Source organism: Enterobacter sp. SST3, from assembly GCF_000286655.1.
GTDB lineage: Bacteria > Pseudomonadota > Gammaproteobacteria > Enterobacterales > Enterobacteriaceae > Enterobacter > Enterobacter roggenkampii.
Genome location: NZ_ALNS01000003.1, coordinates 1 through 20378, shown reverse-complemented (window position 1 = coordinate 20378; position 20378 = coordinate 1). Strand labels below are relative to the sequence as shown.

Sequence of the window (20378 nt, the reverse complement as noted above, 5' to 3'; positions counted from 1 at the left end):
GTGCACCTTGTCTTAGAAAATGGGTATAGGGCGCTATTCCAGCCCGAGGCTGTTGCGCAGAATAGTCAGGCGTTCATCATCCCCGTCACGGGCAGCCTGCTGAAGAGATTTGGTTGGGGCATGGATCAGGCGGTTAGTCAGTTTCCACGCCAGATCCTGCATAATCGCCTGCGCATCGCCGCCCTGCTCCAGGGCCGCTAACGCTTTGGCAGTCAGGTCATCACGCACCTGCTCCGCCTGCCCGCGGTACTCGCGGATGGTCTCGCTGACGCTTTGCGCGCGCAGCCAGGCCATAAACTCACTGGTTTCCTGCTCGACAATGGTTTCCGCCTGCACTGCCGCCGCTTTACGCTGCGCGAGGTTGTGCGAAATGATGCTTTGCAGGTCATCTACGCTGTACAGATAGGCGTTAGCCAGCTTGCCGACTTCTGGCTCCACGTCGCGCGGGACGGCGATATCCACCAGCAGCATCGGCTGATTACGGCGGGACTTCAGCGCACGCTCCACCATCCCTTTGCCGATAATCGGCAGCGGGCTGGCGGTCGAACTGATAATAATGTCCGCCTCCTTCAGGCGTTCATCGATGTCGCTCAGGGCAACCACCTCTGCCCCCACTTCATCCGCCAGCACCTGCGCGCGTTCGCGGGTGCGGTTAGCGATAATCATCTTTTTCACTTTATGCTCGCGCAGATGGCGCGCCACAAGTTCGATGGTTTCGCCCGCGCCCACCAGCATCACGGTGACGGTGGAGAGGGATTCAAAGATTTGGCGTGCAAGGGTGCAGGCCGCGAAAGCAACAGAAACCGCACTGGCACCAATGTCGGTTTCTGTTCGCACACGCTTCGCCACGGAGAATGACTTCTGGAACATGCGCTCCAGTTCGCTGGCCTTCAGATGCCCTTTTTGCGAATCCGCAAAGGCTTTTTTCACCTGACCCAGAATTTGCGGCTCGCCCAGAACCAGCGAATCCAGCCCGCTGGCCACGCGCATCAGATGGCTGACGGCATCGTTGTCCTGATGCCAGTACAGGCTGTTGCGCAGCTCGTCTTCATTGAGATTGTGGTAGTCGCATAACCAGCGGATCAGCGCTTCGTGCAGGTTGTCCTGCTCTTCCACGCTTAAATAGAGCTCGGTACGGTTGCACGTCGAGAGCACCACGCCACCCTGCACCATCGGCTGTGCAAGCAGGCTATCCAGCGCCAGGTCGAGCGTATCTGGCGAAAACGTTACGCGTTCTCGCAGCGAAACCGGGGCTGTTTTGTGGTTGATACCGAGTGCTAATAGGGTCATGTTGAGCGGGAGTAGTACCAGCGTTAATAAGGTTAGCAGAACGCATCATACAGGATGCGCGAGATCAATAAAAGAGACAGCCCCCTTTCGGAGTAATAGGTTACACAACGCTTTGAGATAATTTGAACGTAGACGGTAGCCCCCTTCGACGCTAGCATTAACAGTTATAACTGCAACGTATCTCAAGGATTTGTCCTCATTATGACCCGACTGATTCGCCTGCTGCCCCTGGCGGCACTGGTTCTGACCGCGTGTACCGTCACCCAACCAAAAGGCCCGGGCAAAAGCCCTGATTCACCCCAGTGGCGTCAGCACCAGCAGGACGTCCGTAATTTGAGCCAGTACCAGACCCGCGGCGCCTTCGCCTATCTCTCTGATGAGCAAAAAGTGTATGCCCGTTTCTTCTGGCAGCAGACGGGTCAGGACAACTATCGCCTGCTGCTGCTGAACCCGCTGGGCAGCACCGAGCTGGAGCTTATCGCGAAACCGGGCGAAGCGCAGATCACCGATAACAAAGGCCAGCACTACACCGCAACCGATGCCGAAGAGATGATTGGCAAGCTGACCGGAATGCCTATCCCGCTCAACAGCCTGCGCCAGTGGATCCTTGGCCTGCCGGGTGACGCCACCGACTACACGCTTGACGATCAGTATCGTCTAAGCCAGGTGAACTACACCCAGAACGGCAAAACCTGGAAAGTGGTGTACAGCGACTATGACAGCAAGAGTAAACCGTCGCTGCCATCCAACATGGAACTGACCCAGGGCAGCCAGCGCATCAAGCTGAAAATGGACAATTGGATCGTTAAATGATGACCCACTGGCCCTCTCCGGCAAAACTGAATCTGTTTTTATACATTACCGGCCAGCGCGCTGACGGCTATCACACCCTGCAGACGCTGTTTCAGTTTATTGACTATGGCGACACAATTTCTATCGAACTGCGCCAGGACGGGCAGATTTGCCTCCTGACGCCGGTCGACGGCGTGGCGCATGAGGACAACCTGATCGTGCGCGCTGCGCGTCTGCTGATGAACGCCGCTGCGGAATCGGGTCGTCTGCCTGCGGGAAGCGGTGCGGACATCCGTATCGAGAAACGTCTGCCGATGGGCGGCGGCCTGGGCGGCGGCTCATCCAACGCCGCTACCGTGCTGGTTGCCCTGAACCACCTTTGGGGCTGCGGGCTGTCGCAGGACGAACTGGCCGCCTTAGGCTTGAGGCTGGGTGCGGATGTCCCGGTGTTTGTGCGCGGTCATGCGGCCTTTGCTGAGGGCGTGGGCGAAATCCTCTCCCCGGTCAACCCGCCGGAAAAATGGTATCTGGTTGCTCACCCCGGCGTGAGCATTCCGACCCCGGTCATCTTTAAAGATCCTGACCTGAAAAGAAATACCCCGATTCGGTCAATAGAAACGTTATTAAATTGTGAATTCAGCAACGATTGCGAGGATATCGCAAGAAAACGTTTTCGCGAGGTTGATGCGGTGCTTTCCTGGCTGTTAGAATACGCGCCGTCGCGCCTGACTGGTACAGGGGCCTGTGTCTTTGCTGAATTTGACACCGAATCCGCCGCTCGTCAGGTGCTTGAGCAAGCGCCGGTTTGGCTGCATGGTTTTGTAGCGCGTGGGATGAACATTTCCCCCCTACAGCAGGCCATTCTGGCGCAGACTGAGTTTCGGTGACAACGTCACCCTGTTCCAGACGTTGCATCGCGCTCTTTAATACACCGCCTGGATAGCCTTTGCCTGGCCCGCACAGTTTACGGCGAACGCTATCCACCACTGGACGCATGCCTGAGGTTCTTCTCGTGCCTGATATGAAGCTTTTTGCTGGTAACGCCACCCCGGAACTAGCACAACGTATTGCCAACCGCCTGTACACTTCCCTCGGCGACGCCGCTGTAGGTCGCTTTAGCGACGGCGAAGTCAGCGTACAAATTAACGAAAATGTACGCGGTGGTGATATTTTCATCATCCAGTCCACCTGTGCTCCAACGAACGACAACCTGATGGAACTGGTTGTTATGGTCGACGCCCTGCGTCGCGCTTCCGCAGGCCGTATCACTGCTGTAATCCCTTACTTCGGCTATGCCCGCCAGGACCGTCGCGTCCGTTCCGCGCGTGTGCCAATTACCGCGAAAGTTGTCGCTGACTTCCTGTCCAGCGTTGGCGTTGACCGCGTACTGACCGTTGACCTGCACGCAGAGCAGATCCAGGGCTTCTTCGACGTCCCGGTTGATAACGTATTCGGCAGCCCAATCCTGCTGGAAGACATGCTGCAGCTGAACCTGGATAACCCCATCGTGGTTTCTCCGGACATCGGCGGCGTGGTACGTGCCCGTGCTATCGCTAAGCTGCTGAACGATACCGACATGGCGATCATCGACAAACGTCGTCCGCGCGCTAACGTTTCTCAGGTGATGCACATCATCGGTGACGTGGCTGGCCGCGACTGCGTGCTGGTTGACGACATGATCGATACCGGCGGTACGCTGTGTAAAGCGGCTGAAGCGCTGAAAGAGCGTGGTGCCAAGCGCGTATTCGCTTACGCGACCCACCCGATCTTCTCCGGCAATGCCGTAAACAACCTGCGCAACTCCGTCATTGACGAAGTTGTAGTATGCGATACCATCCCACTGAGCGACGAAATCAAGGCACTGCCAAACGTGCGTACCCTGACCCTGTCCGGGATGCTGGCCGAAGCGATTCGTCGTATCAGCAACGAAGAATCCATCTCTGCAATGTTCGAACACTAATCGAACACGGCCGAAAAACCCGCTGCGGCGGGTTTTTTTGTCTCTGGGTTTTATTTGTATGATTAATGCCTCCTTCACCTGCCATTCACATGACAGATGATGCGCATACGGATGATAGATAATTGTGAAAAACGTAGCCTCCTCACATGTTCTGCCCTTTCGCGCCCTCATCGACGCCTGCTGGAAAGAGAAGTACACCTCGTCACGTTTTATCCGTGACCTGATTGCCGGGATCACCGTCGGCATTATCGCGATTCCGCTGGCGATGGCGCTGGCGATTGGCAGCGGCGTTGCACCGCAGTATGGCCTGTACACCTCGGCCGTGGCCGGGATTGTCATTGCCCTGACCGGCGGCTCACGCTTCAGCGTCTCCGGCCCGACCGCCGCCTTTGTGGTGATCCTCTACCCCGTTTCGCAGCAGTTTGGTCTGGCAGGCCTGCTGGTCGCCACCCTGATGTCCGGCGTCTTTTTGATTCTGTTTGGTCTGGCCCGCTTTGGGCGACTGATTGAGTACATCCCCCTTTCCGTCACGCTGGGGTTCACCTCGGGGATTGGGATCACCATCGGAACCATGCAGATCAAGGATTTCCTCGGCCTGCAAATGCCCCATGTTCCGGAGCACTATTTACAGAAAGTGGGTGCGCTGTTTATGGCGCTTCCGACGGCCAACCTGGGCGATGCCGCCATCGGGATTGTGACGCTCGGAACACTGATCGTCTGGCCTCGTCTGGGTATCCGTCTGCCCGGTCATCTTCCCGCGCTGCTGTTGGGCTGCGCGGTGATGGCTGTCGTCAATATGTTCGGCGGCCATGTCGCCACTATCGGCTCGCAGTTCCACTATGTTCTGGCGGACGGTTCGCAGGGGAGCGGCATTCCGCAGCTGCTGCCGCAGCTGGTGCTGCCGTGGGATATGCCCGGATCCAGCTTTACCTTAAGCTGGGATTCCCTGCGCGCCCTGCTGCCCGCCGCGTTCTCGATGGCGATGCTGGGGGCGATTGAATCCCTGCTCTGCGCCGTCGTTCTGGACGGGATGACCGGCACCAAGCACAAAGCCAACAGCGAGCTGGTTGGTCAGGGGTTAGGGAACCTCATCGCACCGTTCTTTGGCGGTATTACCGCCACGGCAGCCATCGCCCGTTCTGCGGCCAACGTGCGCGCAGGTGCAACGTCACCCGTTTCGGCAGTTATCCACTCCCTGCTGGTGATCCTCGCCCTGCTGATCCTCGCCCCACTGCTCTCCTGGCTACCGCTTTCCGCCATGGCCGCCCTGCTGCTGATGGTGGCCTGGAACATGAGTGAGGCGCACAAGGTGGTAAACCTGCTGCGTCGGGCGCCGAAAGACGACATCATCGTGATGCTGATCTGCATGTCGCTGACCGTGCTGTTCGATATGGTTATCGCCATCAGCGTCGGGATCGTGCTGGCTTCCCTGCTGTTTATGCGCCGTATTGCGCAAATGACGCGCCTCTCCCCGGTTAACGTGGAGGTGCCTGACGATGTGCTGGTTCTGCGCGTGATTGGCCCGCTGTTCTTCGCCGCGGCGGAAGGTCTGTTCAGCGATCTGGAGTCTCGCATCGCGGGCAAACGGGTTGTGGTGCTAAAATGGGATGCCGTACCGGTGCTGGATGCGGGCGGCCTGGACGCCTTCCAGCGCTTTGTGAAACGTCTGCCTGAAGGCTGTGAGCTGCGGGTGAGTAACCTCGAATTCCAGCCCCTGCGCACCATGGCGCGTGCAGGCGTGCAGCCGATCCCTGGCCGCCTTGCTTTTTATCCTAACCGTGAAGCCGCGTTAGCGGATCTGTGAGCCGCCTGATGCAGAGAAACGTCTCTGCATCATCACCCCGATCGCCTGCTGGAGCCATGCAAGCACGGCAGGCGTCATCCAGGTTCCCTTCATCAGATGCGGCTCCTGCTGCATGGCCGTACGAAACTTTTGCTGGGTCTCCGGGTTGGTGCCCGCGTACGACTGGAACAGCGCCAGCCAGTTTTCGGCAAGCTTTTGGGCATCGTCAGAGGCGGGGGCGAGATTTTCCCGCTGCGCCTGATGCAGCTTCGCCACCAGCGGCGGCCACTCCATCATGCGATCAAAGTAGTGCTTCCGCGTAAAGGCCATCTCTTCGGGAGTAAGGTACTTCTCCCATATGCTGAGCTTGGATTCCGCAAACGCGCGCGTAATGTAATCCGTCATCTCCGGCGTGATGCCGGTCTGCACCTGCATCTGTGGCTCTACGCTGTGCATCTCGTTCAGCCGGGTAAGAAACTCCGGTTTGCCCGCCGTGTCCTGCTCCAGGCGCTCCATCCAGCGCGTCGCCAGGTCCTTCGCCCTCTCGTCCGTAACGGGTATATGGTACTCCAGCAGCGCGTTGGCCTCTGCCACCAGCCCTGACCAGATAGCCGACAGCGCGTCCTTCTGCACCGCAAACGGCAGCTGCTGTAACTCTTCTTTGCTAAACCAGCGATCGTACATATTCATTAACTCCAGAGTCTGTAGCCAGGATTCCAGGTCCGGCGTCGCATCGTCGAGAAGCCCGGCACGCAGTTCGACCAGCCGGTCGCGCAGCGTATGTATGCTACGCAGCTGTTTATCCAGCAACGTGATTTGCGCATCGAGTAACTCGGTTAACGACAGCGACTCCTGTTCAAGGAAATCCCTGATTTCAGCAAGTTCCAGCCCCGCTTTTGCCAGCGCCTGGATCATATGCAGGCGCTGAACATCCGCCAGGTTGTAAAGCCGGTAACCTGCCGCGCTTCTGGCAGAAGGCAGCAACACTCCTGTTTGCTCATAGTGATGCAATGTGCGTACGGTGATACCGGCCCGTTTCGCCAGTTCACCCACCTGAATCAACATAACTGCTCCTTTTCTTTGCCAGTGCCGCCACTCTGGTGCCTTACGTTACGTGAGGGTCAACCCTTGATGCAAAAAAAAAACGACTCCCAGGGAGTCGTTTCGGTATTCTTTCGTCATGGCACTAGCTGTGCTTATGCTGATCTCGACGGCAGCGTTTATCGTAGTGGCGCACCCACCAGTATTTATCGCAGACTTCCTCATGTCCGCTCACGCGCGCCCCGGCGAGCCACAATACCGCACCGAGGAAGATGCTCAGTACCGCGCCATGCGCGAAGTATTGCGGAAGATCAAGCTGCGGCAGCTGGTTTAATATGGAATAACCTACGCCGACGACCATCACAAACAGCCCCAAACCCATCAGCACGTTACCGAGTAGCGAAGCGTTTTTGCGTTTCATGTGTCACCTCCGGAACTTTGGGTTGTCAGGGGAAAAGCCCCTAATCCTTGTGTGTAAAGTATAGACAACGCTCCTTTTATGAGTTGCGTGAATGATCACAATTACAGATAACGCCCAGACAAAAGTTTACAAATAACACGTTGAACAGCTTGAAATTCTAATTGTTCAGGTAAGTAATTATTCGTATTTCGCTGCGACGATCGCAGAATTTTGTCAAGCGGCGCGCCAGACAGTAAACTACGCGCCAGATCTGGAACCCATTAGGAATTGAATCGTGACGATTAAACTGATTGTCGGCCTCGCCAACCCGGGCGCAGAATATGCGGCTACCCGCCACAATGCCGGGGCATGGTACGTCGATCTGCTGGCCGAGCGGTTACGTGCTCCCCTGCGTGAAGAACCTAAATTCTTCGGGTATACCTCACGTATCAACCTTGCTGGCGCGGATGTTCGCCTGCTGGTCCCCACCACGTTTATGAACCTGAGCGGTAAAGCCGTGGCGGCGATGGCAACGTTTTATCGCATCAATCCGGATGAAATTCTGGTCGCCCACGATGAGCTGGATCTTCCCCCTGGCGTGGCAAAATTCAAGCTGGGCGGCGGGCACGGTGGTCACAACGGTCTTAAAGACATCATCAGCAAGCTGGGCAATAACCCGAATTTCCACCGTTTGCGCGTGGGAATCGGCCATCCGGGCGATAAAAACAAAGTTGTCGGTTTCGTGCTCGGTAAGCCACCGGTTTCTGAGCAGAAACTGATTGATGAGGCGGTAGACGAAGCGGCGCGCTGCACGGAAATCTGGCTGCAAGACGGCTTAACCAAAGCGACAAACCGCTTACACGCTTTCAAAGCGCAATAATCCGCCCGATACGGCTTTTTTACCGCGCGTCATGCGGGTTACGTGTATAATAGGCGTAGTTATTTACTTTTCATCAATCGGTTATCGTTAACGGATTGATTATCAAGATATTAAGGTGATTTAGAAATGGGATTCAAATGCGGTATCGTCGGTCTGCCAAACGTGGGCAAATCCACCCTGTTTAACGCGCTTACCAAAGCGGGTATCGAAGCGGCGAACTTCCCGTTCTGTACCATCGAACCGAACACCGGCGTGGTGCCAATGCCTGATCCGCGTCTGGACCAGCTCGCGGAAATCGTGAAGCCGCAGCGCATTCTGCCCACCACCATGGAATTCGTGGACATCGCGGGCCTGGTGAAAGGCGCATCCAAAGGCGAAGGTCTGGGTAACCAGTTCCTGACCAACATTCGTGAAACCGAAGCGATCGGCCACGTAGTGCGCTGCTTCGAGAACGACAACATCATCCACGTTAACAACAAAGTGGATCCGGCTGACGACATCGACGTCATCAACACCGAGCTGGCGCTCTCTGACCTCGACACCTGCGAACGTGCAATTCACCGCGTGCAGAAGAAAGCAAAAGGCGGCGACAAGGACGCGAAAGCGGAACTGGCTGCGCTGGAAAAATGTCTGCCACAGCTGGAAAACGCCGGCATGCTGCGCGCGCTGAAAAACCTGACTGACGAAGACAAAGCGGCGATCAAATACCTGAGCTTCCTGACCCTGAAGCCAACCATGTACATCGCCAACGTTAACGAAGACGGTTTCGAGAACAACCCGTACCTCGACAAAGTGCGTGAAATCGCTGCGGCGGAAGGTTCTGTGGTTGTTGCCGTGTGTGCTGCCGTTGAATCCGACATCGCCGAGCTGGACGACGCCGACCGTGAAGAGTTCATGGCCGAACTGGGTCTGGAAGAGCCGGGCCTGAACCGTGTGATCCGCGCAGGCTATGAGCTGCTGAACCTGCAGACCTACTTCACCGCTGGCGTGAAGGAAGTGCGTGCGTGGACGATTCCTGTGGGTGCGACTGCGCCTCAGGCGGCCGGTAAGATCCACACCGACTTCGAGAAAGGCTTTATTCGCGCACAGACTATCGCGTTTGAAGACTTCATTACCTACAAGGGTGAGCAAGGCGCGAAAGAAGCAGGCAAGATGCGTGCAGAAGGGAAAGATTACATCGTTAAAGATGGCGATGTGATGAACTTCCTGTTTAACGTTTGATTGGTTTTGAATGAAAAAAATCCACGCTTTGGCGTGGATTTTTTTTACATGGTAAAGAGAATGATTTCGGCAGTCGCAAGTTTTAACGTCTGAAAAGGGTGCTGGTCTGGTCAGGCAAGTCTCTCACCTTTAGCAGGTATGCCCCCTTTGCGTACGCCAGTTTCAGGCACTCTTGTCGCTGTAATTTTAATGTTAAATGTGAATTTGGTACGAAGGTCCTGATCTAGACAACGCGTTACGATTCATATCCCAAGAATAAAACCAATTATGCCAGCCATTTTGTATTACTGTAAAATTACATACAACAACCACTTCCTTTGACTGGTTTAATGTTAAGTAATAGAAAATAGCGCCTTCAGGAGATGCAGACCAAAATAGTTTTTCACTCTGAGCGTTGAAGATGGTCAAAACGGTTGGTAACGGCTTTGTTTCGCTTAACACAAACACTAATTAGCGTGTTGAATCGACCATTGCGTTGTCTAAAAAGGGTATGCTGAAAATATATTTTATCCTTTAGCGATCAAAACGCTTCTATGATCAATTTCATTTTTTATCCAGAACATTTCATCTTGAGGTAACGATCCATTACTGCAAAAATCAACAAGTTCACCTTGCCAACCATCAGGAACATATTCTTGATAATGCATACTCTCAACATATTCCGAATATAATCTTTTATTATCAAAGTCTATAAATAAATCCGGCATAAGTTCATATATATCCCACCAAGTTGTTTTTTGCGAAAGCCTATTATAAAACTCCTCAGCCATGTCATTCTTATTGTATGGATAACCATCGTTAATTAAACCATCAATGAATATCTGCGCGTTTTCTTCATTTACTACTGGTATGTCATATCTTTCCTTATGGATATTCTGTAGGTTTATTTCCACCCCACTTTTCACAAAATCCTCTACCCATTTAACTCTGTCTAAGACCCACATTTCCTTGAATGCAACGAACCAATAAAATCTTCCTTCATACTTAACTATCACAAGGAGTTCGTCATCTTTATTGATATTCATATAGTAACCTATCTTACATTCCCGGAGCCTGGAATCGCTACTTCTTCAAGCCATTCTGCCCATATTGATGGTAATTCATACGACCTACCTGGCGTAGTCGGATCCACGCGTAATGTTTGATTTTTTTTATACAGTAACGAACTTATCCTCTTTTGCGCAGATAGAACTCTAGATATTTTTTAGGTCTATCCTGAAACGCACGCTCTTTGCCGTAGTTATAAGCATCGTTAAAATATTTATACGCTTCCTCGAATTGATTTAACTCATAACAGACCATGCCGAGATCGATTAAGGGTGCAGTGTCTATATCCGATCCACGTGTCCGTAATGTCGTCTCTCCCCATTTCTTTGCCTCAGCGTAATCCGCGAGATCAAAATATGCGCTGTACATGCAGGCAGAGATCCAGTTGGCAAATTCAGATTCGAGCTTTGGTTCAGGAAGAGCTTGCCAGGCTTTTTGGTATTGCTCTAAAGCCTCGGCGTATTTTTGGTTGCCGTGAAACTCGTTTCCTTTTTGTACAAGAGATGTAACTTTTTCATCAAATTTATCGAAACCGTTTTTCATATTTTTATTAATTATCAATCGAAAAGAGACCTCCTTGCCTATATAAAAGTGGATTTAAGCGAAAAATGTTGTCAGAAGCAAGGAGGGTTCTAAAAGTGTTAGTTTTTATTATTAACCTAGTCAAAAAAGAATTGCTTAAAGCCTTCTGCCTCAACATCCTTTAGCTTGTTTTTTAGCATTAAATCGATATCTTTCAGAAAGTCCTCTCTAAAATTAAAATCATCAGCTGTAACATCACCATCATATTTACTTTGTTCTATCTCAATGGCAGAACAAAAAGAATCCAAAAAGTCAGCTAAGGAACTGGAAATGATGAAATTTCTTTTTTGGATACTACCATAAACTGGAGAGGTTATATTTTTGGTATCACAAAAAAGAACATCTCCATTTCTTTCAGCAAAGATTACATAATCATCGTGCCAAGCCGTATCATTTTGAACTCTCCAGCCTGATAACATTTCTTTTAGCTCTTGGGGCTCAACAATCTGTATAAAGAAGGCACCATCAAATGTTGGGTGGTCATTTAAAATCAAATGGCTATAAAAAAATCGAATTTCACCATTTAAATTTACAGGAAAAGAAATTTCATTCTCATCGTCTGTATATACTATCTCTCCCATATTTAAATCAATCATTTTGAATTTGTTAACAAAGTCTTGGATAGTATTTTTTATATGCATTATTCCTCTTTAAGAGTTAACATTATTGGCTACTCTTAAAATTACTATGACCCATAGTTGAAAAATGTACCCATAATCCAAAGAACTTCTTCGCGCCATTAAAAAAGAAAAACAAAGAATCAATAATGGCACGACACCCTTCAATATTAAGGTAGTTTATTGCCCTTTCTTTTACGATTTGAGTCTATTTCGTAGAAGTAATCTTCACAGAAAACGTCTAAAGCATTTTCCAGTGGAACAAGTTTCACCCCCCGGAATCCTTTACTTTCTATAACTTCCTTGACCTCTTGTTTAACAATAATAAAACCACCTAACAATGTGTCGTTCAACGAAAGTATATCATATTCAAGCGCATCATCATTGAATTCAATTTTAAAAGGTATGATATCTCCGAACTTATCCTCTTCGAGAATAGATTTATCCTCATCTATAACATCGCCGCCTGGAAAATATACATATTTAAAATCATCCCGAAGAACTTGACCATTCCCAATCGAAACTGGTGTTATATCTCGGCCAAAAAAAACAGTGTGCTTATAATTTTCAAAAATTGAAAATAAAGACTTATCCATCAAGTGTCCAAAGTCTTTTTTATAATAGTCAAATTTCAAAGCCCCAACATTTTTATTGCACAACAAATAAATACGGTCTGGGCATGCATCGTCTGTTATTCGATAAGGGAAGGAAAATGCAGAGCCTTCTATTTCCCAGTTTTCATCGATTTGTAATCTTTCATCAACCATGCCCTGTAAATTTCTTGGCATGAGTGATGATTCAAAGTCATTCATGATCACATAATAGGACATTAATTCATTCTCCTGCATTTTGTTGTGGGAACATGTCCCATCCAAATTTTATTCTTCATATCAATCTGGATCCGCCTTATAGCTATCCTCGCCCCTTTAGCATCCAATCTTCCAGAATTATATCGTTGCTCAACACGAGCAATGCGCTGACGGACAATGTCACTATAGTTATGATGATTACTACTATGGAAAACATCCATACCTTTCCCTGCATCTTGTTTCATCGCTGATGCACTACCTGGAACATGAATACCATTAAATGCAGAGTTCATGTCTTTTCCGATACCAATATTATTGAAGAATGATTGGTTCTCTTTCCACACCTCAACGGGTATAACATGGTGAGCAGAAAGTCTATCACCAACTTTACCAGCCATAGCTTTATCTAATATACCGCTATTAGATAGCCCCCACGGATCCACCCACCCCAGCGCATTCGGCGCATACTGGTAAAGATTTATCCCCCCCGCCAGCCCTATCGGGTCCTGCTGCGTAAATCTTCCGCAGTCCGGGTCATAATACCGGAACAGATTGTAGTGCAGCCCTGTCTCACGGTCCAGGTATTGCCCCTGCATGCGCAGGTTCTGAGAATATCCTGATACCTGCGTCTCGCTTTCCCGCAGCAGCTTGCCCCAGGCGCTGTTTACCCCTTCCCAGCGCACCTGCCCTTCGATATCTGTCATCCGCTCCGGCGTGCCGTTGGGCTGGCAGTGGAACCAGAAGATCTCCGGAGCATCAACGCCGTCAATACGCGCCAGCGGGTCGTAACTGTCCTGATCGCTGTAAACGTAGGTCAGCGGCACATCCCCGTGCACTTCCTGCAGCAGCCGGAACCCTTCCCAGACAAACCGGGTGGTGACCGGCTTGCCGGTTGGCAGTCCGCCCAGCATCTGGCGGCGCGTTTTGCTGATGCGGCGACCGAGCGGATCGTAGCGGAAGCTGACCTGCGTCTGCGGTTTGTTGCGGTCCCGCGGCTGGCTGATGACTTCCGTCAGGCGATGTTCGCCGTCGTAGCGGTAGTGCCAGCGCGTCTGGCCGTTATCCTTCTCCACGGTGCGGCCGTGGATGTCATAACGCCAGCGAATGCCGTTCAGCTGCGTCAGGCGGTTGTGCGTGACCTTCTCAGCAGATCCTTCGAGCGGGTTACCGGCTGCATCCCAGCGCCACTGCTCCTGGCCAGGCAGCGTGCCGTCCTGAACGAGCAGGCGCCCGGCGCTGTCGTACTGCCAGCGGTACCAGCTGAACGGGTTATCGTCCCGCTCTTCGCGCACCAGGTTATTGCGGTAGTCATAATCCCAGCGGCGGGACCAGCGGCGCGGCGACGGGCGCTGCGCATTGCCGGTAAAGACGTCCCGGCGATGCAGGCGCCCAAGACGATCGTACTCGCTGCGGGTGGTCAGCAGCCCCTGGGTGCGGCTGGTCTCCCGGTGGAGTTCGTCGCGGGTAAAGTCGGAGACCGACAGCTTATCGAGCGCAATGCTGAGCAGATGCCCGCTGCCGTAGTAGAACTGCTTCAGCTCGCGACCATCGGGCAGCGTGACGGAGGTGCGGTTGCCCAGCGCGTCATACTCCCACGCCAGCTCGCCGTGCTCGCCCGCTTCGCGGGTGACGCGACCGAGTGCGTCATACTCAAAGGCAAGCTCCTGCTCTGCCTCGGTGGTCCACGCGTCGGCTGAAAGCGCCGGATGCAGCCCAATCCGGCTTAATAGCCCGGACGGCGTGTAATGGTAGCGGGTCTGCCCTTCCAGCGTGGTGCGGGCGACCAGCTGGCCGCTCGCGCTCCAGGCGAAGGCGTGGGTGATGGCCTCCGGATGGCCGGCGGCAAAGGTGCGCGCAATCGTGCGCCCGCAGGCATCATAGCGATACTGCGAGGCCACGCCATCGAGCCCCACCTCTTCCAGCAGCAGCGAGTCTGGCCCCCAGCGGAACTGATACGCTTCGCCGTTCTCGTTTTCCAGGGCAATCAGACGCCCGCGGCTGTCCCAGCGGCGGCGCACCTCTTCACCCTGCGTATTTCGGGTGGCGGTTAAGCGCCCCGCCTCGTCGTATCTGAACTCGCTCTCTTTCCCGTCGGCGCCCGCATGCTTCACCGGCAGGCCACGTTCGTTCCATTTGAGCGACTCCGTCCAGCCTTCCGGGCGGTCGAGCTGCACCGGACGCCCTGCGGCGTCGTAGCGGTAACGCGTATCTTCACCGTCGGCGCCAGTCTCAGCCACCAGCCAGCCCAGCGGGTGATAGCGATAGCGGGTAATACGCCCGGAACAGTCCGTCGAACGGACGATCTGCCCGGCCTCGTTGTACTCCTGATAGCGGCTGTTGCCTGCGGCATCGACCTCTTCTACAACCAGGCCAAACTCGTCCCGTCGCAGCTGCGTCGTCTGCCCCATCGGGTCCACCACGCGCTTCAGCCCGTGATGTTCGTCGTACCAGAACCGGGTGGCGCTGCCGTCGGCTTCGATAATGGCCGCGGGAAGCGCGCGGTGCTCCAGCCAGGTGGTGGTGCGGGTATTGCCGTCGGCATCGGTCTCCTGCACCCGGTTGCCCATCTCGTCGTAGACGAAGGTGACGGCGTTGCCGAGCGGATCGATGCGACGCGTGAGAAGCTCGTTATCATCCCACTCGTAGCGCCAGTTTTCACCGCGCTCGTCTACGTAGCGGACAATCAGATTCTGCGCGTTCCAGTAGTGGCGGCGCGTCTGACCATCGTAGTGCTCGACGGTCGTCAGCCCGGCGGCTAAATCATAGCTAAAGCGGCAGCCGTCGCCGGTGCTGGTGCGGTTTTCCACCACGCGCCAGTGATCGAATTTTTTCCAGCGGTATTCGCTCTCCAGCCCGCCCGGCATCCGGTGCCAGACCATCAGGCCGTGGTCGTTGTAACGGTATTCACGCGTCACCACGCCGGAGGCATCCGTCGCGCTCGCCAGCTGGCCGCGCGCGTCGTAGCCCCACTGCATCAGCGGCCAGGTTTGGTTGCCGTCGAAATGGCTGGCTGCGGTCACGCGCAGCGGGAAACGTTCATCGTCATAGCGCAGGGAGACGTCGATGGCCCGCGGCTCATCATGGATACCAACCAGCCTGCCGTGTTCGTCCCACGCCGTCAGCAGCGCATTGCCGTATTCATCGCTAAGGGAGGCCAGACGCAGGATTGAGGGGTTCGCCCGGGTGGGTTTATACAGACGCCACACCGCGCCGTCATCGTCGGCAATCGCCACGTCGCCGTTCTCATTGCGGCGGATAATGATGCCTTCGCTGATGCTGTAAAACGCGCGGTCGACAGGCGGCAGTTCAAAGCTCAGCTCGCGCCCGGTTTCATCGAACCAGGTCGCATTGTTATCTTCCAGCGAGAGATAGCTGTCAAAGGTCGTTGCCCAGCCCAGGCCGAACAGCCCTTCGCGGGTGGTCAGGCTGTTGTAGCTGCGCTGCCAGCGAAGCGGGAAGCGCCCCGGCAGCGAGAAGTCGAGCTCGTCGTCGTCGTTCAGCACCTTCACGCCGGTGGCGGCATGGACCGGATGCGAGGAGCCAAACACGGCGTTGACCGCCATATCCGCCAGCATCCCGCCGCCGGCCGCGGCCAGCGCGCAGGGCATGTTTTTCAGGATCTTGCCCGGACGCCCGCGCAGCAGGGAGAGCGCAATCATCCCCAGCGCCAGACCCGGCGTTTTACCGCTTTTGATATCACGGACCGTAAGCGTGTCCCCGCCGATGATCACGTTCGGGGAGACGTCGTCGGAAACGGTGCCTTCGCAGGTGGTGCGATCTTTCGCACGCACCGCGGGCTGCCCGTTGATAAAGACGCTTTTGGAGCCTTCCGCCAGATACTGCGGCCCGGAGTGCTTTTCACACGCCACCTTATCTTCTTCCAGCGGCGAGGTTCCCGCGGCGGCTGAGGCCACGCTCGGCTGCCACATTTCGCTGCCAAACTGTCCGGCGGCGGAAAGCAGCATGCCCGCGTAATCGGCAAAGCTGCCCGGCGACTGCGGCTCAGGGGACGGGGTATCGGCGGGCGTGAGCGTGCCTGCCGCGCGCGCGGCAGGGATTGCGTTGGTCAGTACGTTGTTCGAACCGGTGGTGATTTTACCCGCAGGCGACGGCGGGAAAAGCGCATTGCCTAACCCTTCCGCGGCGTTGCTGATATCGTCGGTGATCCCCGCCACGTTCGCCAGCACGCCACCGATAATCCCGCTTAACAGACAGCTGGACCCAATCGCCGCCACGCCCGCTGCGGCGGCTCCGGCACCGAGGAGTGGCGCGGCGGCCGTAGCCGCCAGCCCCACTGCCGCACCGATCACCGCATAGGCGGCACCTTCCGCCACAATGCTGGTGATATCAGCAAAAATGCTGGAGTGAATAATCTCGTCGCCCTTACGGGCCGCGTTGTTATCGCTCATGCCTTACACATTCCGGTTGTCGTTTAGCGTCAGACTCTGCTTAAGCGCGCTCCAGCGCACCTCGTCCTCTTTGGTAAAGGCTCTTAATGCCGAGAGGGTAAAAATCATCAATATCGGTTTGCCCGGCGTCTGCACGGCCAGCTGTTTTTGCCACAGGCGCTGTCCGTTACGGTCAAAGGTGGTCTCGACTTCCAGTCCGCTAATTTTTCCGTCAGGCCCGGCGTTTACGTTCCGGAATTCGCTCTGGGCGATCTCACCCATCTGAGGACGCAACACATCCCACTGGCGGTGAAACTCTTGTTCGTAGTCGCTGCCATCGGGAATCACGCCGCGGCTGACCACCACGGACAGCCCGCTTTCGTCATCGCGAATAATGTTCATGCTGTTATCCTGCCAGGCAGCAGGAAAAAGGGAAAATGAACCTTCCTGGAGGGTGTATTTCATAAGTGAACTCGGGATGATTAATATTGAGAGAAACAAAAAGGCCAATCCATGTTGGCCCTTTGGCTGGCTGTTTTATTATTTACGCCATTGACCTGATTGTTCGACTAAAACATGGCTGCCTTTGCTGACAACCAATTTCACGGGTGCATACGTCACGGTATAAGCGATCTCGCCATTCTTGTAGGTTGAGCCGATTATTTTACCTGCGGAGTCGTGCAACGTTTTTCCCCTTAAGGAGATCGTACTGTTATCGCTTTTGCGCACGCCGAGATAGACCATCTGATCACATTCGCTATCAAAATGACCGCACTTATTTATAAGAGAAATAGCGAACCTTTCGGTGTCCAGTTTTCTGGTTTCAGCGTTTTGAACCGAAGCGGCTTTACGTAACGTATAACGCTGCGGAGCATAATAATTTCCTTTTTGAGGAGGAGTAACTAAACGCCATTCCATCTCACTCCCCTTTATTTCCAGAACAGCCCGTCCGCCTGCGCCGCCAAACGATGAGTTGAACTCAACGTTCGCACGGTTTCCTGCGATCGTACCGCTAAGATTTCGCTCATCATCTTCCGGGCAGTCGATGCGGTTTCCTCTCTGGGAGATATAGCAATAAGACCCGGTGATACGGTTGCCTGATTCAGCTAACTGCAGGGTTAACGTCGAGTCGTTGCCAACCCCGCCTGCCCAAACCCCGTCAAACGCAGGTCTCGATTGGCTGTTCGCTGCAAACTGCATCGTATTGAACCTGGCGGCCCATTGCTGAATATCGGCATTAATCGGCTGACTATTATCAGAGGACTGGTAATGGATAACGTTTGATTCTGGAACCACCCAGGCCGCGAAGATTTTGCCGTCAGGATTGATAACCAGCGCTGAGGCATTTTCCTGGTAGAGATCCTTTAGCCAGCCCTCAACAAACAATCCTCCACCTGGAGTGGTATGCGGTTCACCGAAGACATCAAAGTTATCAATAAAGGCCTGGTAATGATTTCCCAGCGTTTTCCTGAGAATGTCCGTCACTTCGCTATCATTAACGATGCGACTTACCGTATTGAGCTTATTGTACTGCGATAATTCAAGTGCCGTAGAGGTTTCAACGACGCCAGCCAATAAAGCCGCGCACAATGCGGATGCTAAAAATTTATTGGGCATAATTTACTCTGAAGAACCATTATCGTAATTCATTGTCATTTTCACAACGTTGCCGCCCTTCATCCCAAAAGAGAGTACTTTTTTACCCAACGCATAGGAAACCCACTGTGTCCCGGAATCATTTTCAACAAGGCCATTGCCGTATGCGTTGTTCAGCTCTCTAGTTGTTGAACCCACATGGATACCCCGCGGCGTTGCGAAGTCTTCGGCAGTCAGCGTAATCTGCGACACGATATAATCATCAACGCTTCGTTCAGCTTTATCCCACCAGAGATTGGAACTGAATATTTCTAACCCAGTCCTTTGATGCTGGTAGAATTTATAGTTCGTTCCGTCAAAAGGAACCTCACCGACAAAGCTGCCTTCCCACGGCACATCAATTTTACGGGCACTATCAGGAGACCATCGGTCGCCCAATGCGACAGGCTGGTCTTTGATCTGCACAGAAAAATCCCGTTTTGTCAGAACGGGAGGCATCACCTGAGCCAAAACCACATTGCTGCCGAGACAGGTAAACATCAGGGCAGAAAAAAGAAATGTCGGCGTGTGTTTTTTCACGTTAATCGTCATTTATTGAATGTGTATTGCTATTATCATCCAGAAGAAACCGCCAGGACATGAGTGCAGTATTTCTTAGTCTGCGCTAATGACGACTGAACCCAGACAGTGAGGATTTTTCACGGTGAAACTGAAGCTCACCTTTTGTCCATTCATATCTTTTCGGGCTGTATAGCTGGTCGCTTCGTTCTCCGAACGGCCGCGCGGATAATCAGTTAACCTCAACTGCGGATAGCGCTTTTTAACGGTATCAAGCGTTATGCATTGACCTGAGGAGGGTGAAAAATTCAGTAAAGGCGCCATGCCGTCGTTATCTTTGCTTAAACGTAACTCAATTGCGGTTATGTTCGTCCCATCAGCGAGTTTGATATCGTCGGCATTGTAGAAATTGATATATTCATTTTGCCTGGTCATCTTAAACGATAACGGCGCATTACTAAGGGTTGTAACGGATAAGGTCTTAAGCGATGCGCTCATCCCGGAAATAAACATCCAAAGATCCTTTTTCTGAGCGTCTCCTTCAGCCATTCCCGTCGTTAATAATGCGATAAGTACCGCACCGGCCTTACTCATCTTTTGGCGTAAATTTCGCCTGCACCGCCGCATCAATATCCCCTTTATGCCCCGATCCCGGCGCCGTCGTGCCCGGCTTGGTTCCCGACGTGTTCAGATGAAGCTTACCGCCCGTGGTGATATAACCATCCCCTTCGACAAAGAAGTTAAACTCTTTGCCGATCAGGTTAATCTTGCCGTTAGCATTCAGCTCAATGGCACTCTCACCGGAGACCAGCCGCAGCTTCGTCCCGGAAGCAATGACGTACTGCTCCACCGCCGCATCCAGCTTGCCTTTCCCCGTCAGGATCTCGGTGCCACCTTTCACAGCCTGGGTCTGATTCGCTTCCACGCGATGCAGTTCATTTTTCTTCACGTAATGGCTGCGCGCTCCGCCGACGCTGTGCGTTTCATCATTTTTAACGCTGGTGTCCATGTTGCGCTCGGCCTGGATCCATACCTGCTCTGCGCCAGCCTTGTCCTCAAACCGCAGGGCGTTGGCATTGTCCACGGAACCGTCTTTTGTGCGGCTCATAAAGCCCATCTGCGTCGCCGCAGCCGGCAGCGCCCACGGCGGCATGCTCGCGTCGTTGTACACGCGCCCGGTAATGATCGGACGGTCCGGGTCGCCGTTGATAAAGTCCACCACCACCTCATCGCCCACGCGCGGGATTTGCACCCCGCCGTAGCCCTGGCCCGCCCACGCGCTCGACACGCGCACCCAGCAGGAGCTGGTGTCATCGCCCTTCGCCAGACGGTCCCAGTGGAACTTCACCTTCACCCGGCCGTATTTGTCCGTCCAGATACTCTCGCCCTTCGGCCCCACCACCTTCGCGGTCTG

At 53.7% G+C, this 20378-nt stretch carries 19 protein-coding genes; 6 read left to right on the top strand and 13 right to left on the bottom strand.

Annotated features, from left to right (window positions below; genetic code table 11):
• Positions 1-33: 33 nt before the first annotated feature.
• Positions 34-1290 (bottom strand): glutamyl-tRNA reductase, encoded by a 1257-nt coding sequence (hemA, locus tag B498_RS19995; protein WP_008499512.1) that lies wholly within the window; start codon positions 1288-1290, stop codon positions 34-36.
• A gap of 201 nt (positions 1291-1491) precedes the next feature.
• Between hemA and lolB the strand changes: the two genes are divergently transcribed.
• From lolB to dauA, 4 genes are all read left to right on the top strand, one after another.
• Entirely contained in the window at positions 1492-2103 is a 612-nt protein-coding gene (lolB, locus tag B498_RS20000; RefSeq protein ID WP_008499511.1) for a lipoprotein insertase outer membrane protein LolB, read from the top strand.
• Positions 2100-2969 (top strand): 4-(cytidine 5'-diphospho)-2-C-methyl-D-erythritol kinase, encoded by an 870-nt coding sequence (ispE, locus tag B498_RS20005; protein ID WP_008499510.1) that lies wholly within the window; start codon positions 2100-2102, stop codon positions 2967-2969. The genes lolB and ispE overlap by 4 nt, the downstream gene beginning before the upstream one ends.
• A 125-nt stretch (positions 2970-3094) precedes the next feature.
• On the top strand, positions 3095-4042 hold the full coding sequence (gene prs / locus B498_RS20010; protein ID WP_003856663.1) for a ribose-phosphate diphosphokinase: 948 nt from the start codon (positions 3095-3097) through the stop codon (positions 4040-4042).
• Positions 4043-4166: 124 nt separating this feature from the next.
• A complete protein-coding gene (gene dauA / locus B498_RS20015) occupies positions 4167-5846 on the top strand; it encodes a C4-dicarboxylic acid transporter DauA (protein ID WP_008499507.1) in 1680 nt (559 codons plus the stop codon).
• Here dauA and B498_RS20020 read toward each other — a convergent pair.
• A complete protein-coding gene (locus tag B498_RS20020) occupies positions 5832-6890 on the bottom strand; it encodes a MerR family transcriptional regulator (RefSeq protein WP_008499506.1) in 1059 nt (352 codons plus the stop codon). The genes dauA and B498_RS20020 overlap by 15 nt on opposite strands.
• Before the next feature lie 121 nt (positions 6891-7011).
• On the bottom strand, positions 7012-7287 hold the full coding sequence (ychH, locus tag B498_RS20025; RefSeq protein WP_008499505.1) for a stress-induced protein YchH: 276 nt from the start codon (positions 7285-7287) through the stop codon (positions 7012-7014).
• A 274-nt stretch (positions 7288-7561) separates the two neighbouring features.
• On the opposite strand from ychH, the gene pth reads away from it, so the two are divergent.
• Both pth and ychF read left to right on the top strand, forming a co-directional pair.
• A complete protein-coding gene (pth, locus tag B498_RS20030) occupies positions 7562-8146 on the top strand; it encodes an aminoacyl-tRNA hydrolase (RefSeq protein WP_008499504.1) in 585 nt (194 codons plus the stop codon).
• 126 nt (positions 8147-8272) lie between these two features.
• Positions 8273-9367, top strand: a complete 1095-nt coding sequence (ychF, locus tag B498_RS20035; protein WP_003856650.1) for a redox-regulated ATPase YchF — start codon at positions 8273-8275, stop codon at positions 9365-9367.
• Positions 9368-9873: 506 nt separating this feature from the next.
• Here the strand turns inward: ychF and B498_RS20040 are convergent.
• The 10 genes from B498_RS20040 to B498_RS20085 all read right to left on the bottom strand — a co-directional run.
• A complete protein-coding gene (locus tag B498_RS20040; RefSeq protein ID WP_008499502.1) occupies positions 9874-10392 on the bottom strand; it encodes a hypothetical protein in 519 nt (172 codons plus the stop codon).
• A 142-nt stretch (positions 10393-10534) separates the two neighbouring features.
• The gene (locus B498_RS20045; protein ID WP_008499501.1) at positions 10535-10957 is read right to left on the bottom strand and encodes a hypothetical protein; all 423 of its coding nucleotides are present in this window, start codon (positions 10955-10957) and stop codon (positions 10535-10537) included.
• A gap of 116 nt (positions 10958-11073) precedes the next feature.
• Complete coding sequence (locus tag B498_RS20050) at positions 11074-11637, bottom strand: hypothetical protein (RefSeq protein ID WP_008499500.1); 564 nt, start codon at positions 11635-11637, stop codon at positions 11074-11076.
• Positions 11638-11783: 146 nt separating this feature from the next.
• The gene (locus B498_RS20055; protein WP_008499499.1) at positions 11784-12443 is read right to left on the bottom strand and encodes an Imm43 family immunity protein; all 660 of its coding nucleotides are present in this window, start codon (positions 12441-12443) and stop codon (positions 11784-11786) included.
• Entirely contained in the window at positions 12443-16831 is a 4389-nt protein-coding gene (locus B498_RS20060; protein ID WP_008499498.1) for an RHS repeat-associated core domain-containing protein, read from the bottom strand. Before B498_RS20060 ends, B498_RS20055 begins: the two co-directional genes overlap by 1 nt.
• Positions 16832-16834: 3 nt before the next feature.
• On the bottom strand, positions 16835-17275 hold the full coding sequence (locus B498_RS20065) for a DcrB-related protein (RefSeq protein WP_008499497.1): 441 nt from the start codon (positions 17273-17275) through the stop codon (positions 16835-16837).
• Positions 17276-17350: 75 nt separating this feature from the next.
• Complete coding sequence (locus tag B498_RS20070) at positions 17351-18427, bottom strand: hypothetical protein (RefSeq protein WP_008499496.1); 1077 nt, start codon at positions 18425-18427, stop codon at positions 17351-17353.
• A gap of 3 nt (positions 18428-18430) precedes the next feature.
• Positions 18431-18985 (bottom strand): hypothetical protein, encoded by a 555-nt coding sequence (locus B498_RS20075; protein WP_230964495.1) that lies wholly within the window; start codon positions 18983-18985, stop codon positions 18431-18433.
• Positions 18986-19060: 75 nt separating this feature from the next.
• Positions 19061-19558: a hypothetical protein gene (locus B498_RS20080; RefSeq protein WP_072205790.1), complete on the bottom strand. Its 498-nt coding sequence runs from the start codon at positions 19556-19558 to the stop codon at positions 19061-19063.
• Positions 19551-20378 (bottom strand): type VI secretion system Vgr family protein (locus B498_RS20085; protein ID WP_008499493.1); only part of this gene is annotated, 828 nt, incomplete at its 5' end. The genes B498_RS20080 and B498_RS20085, both read right to left, overlap by 8 nt.

Coding starts and splice junctions, on each gene's coding strand:
- hemA (WP_008499512.1), bottom strand. CDS start 1,290: ATGACCCTATTAGCACTCGGTATCAACCACAAAACAGCCCCGGTTTCG.
- lolB (WP_008499511.1), top strand. CDS start 1,492: ATGACCCGACTGATTCGCCTGCTGCCCCTGGCGGCACTGGTTCTGACC.
- ispE (WP_008499510.1), top strand. CDS start 2,100: ATGATGACCCACTGGCCCTCTCCGGCAAAACTGAATCTGTTTTTATAC.
- B498_RS20020 (WP_008499506.1), bottom strand. CDS start 6,890: ATGTTGATTCAGGTGGGTGAACTGGCGAAACGGGCCGGTATCACCGTA.
- ychH (WP_008499505.1), bottom strand. CDS start 7,287: ATGAAACGCAAAAACGCTTCGCTACTCGGTAACGTGCTGATGGGTTTG.
- ychF (WP_003856650.1), top strand. CDS start 8,273: ATGGGATTCAAATGCGGTATCGTCGGTCTGCCAAACGTGGGCAAATCC.
- B498_RS20040 (WP_008499502.1), bottom strand. CDS start 10,392: ATGAATATCAATAAAGATGACGAACTCCTTGTGATAGTTAAGTATGAA.
- B498_RS20045 (WP_008499501.1), bottom strand. CDS start 10,957: ATGAAAAACGGTTTCGATAAATTTGATGAAAAAGTTACATCTCTTGTA.
- B498_RS20050 (WP_008499500.1), bottom strand. CDS start 11,637: ATGCATATAAAAAATACTATCCAAGACTTTGTTAACAAATTCAAAATG.
- B498_RS20055 (WP_008499499.1), bottom strand. CDS start 12,443: ATGTCCTATTATGTGATCATGAATGACTTTGAATCATCACTCATGCCA.
- B498_RS20060 (WP_008499498.1), bottom strand. CDS start 16,831: ATGAGCGATAACAACGCGGCCCGTAAGGGCGACGAGATTATTCACTCC.
- B498_RS20065 (WP_008499497.1), bottom strand. CDS start 17,275: ATGAAATACACCCTCCAGGAAGGTTCATTTTCCCTTTTTCCTGCTGCC.
- B498_RS20070 (WP_008499496.1), bottom strand. CDS start 18,427: ATGCCCAATAAATTTTTAGCATCCGCATTGTGCGCGGCTTTATTGGCT.
- B498_RS20080 (WP_072205790.1), bottom strand. CDS start 19,558: ATGAGTAAGGCCGGTGCGGTACTTATCGCATTATTAACGACGGGAATG.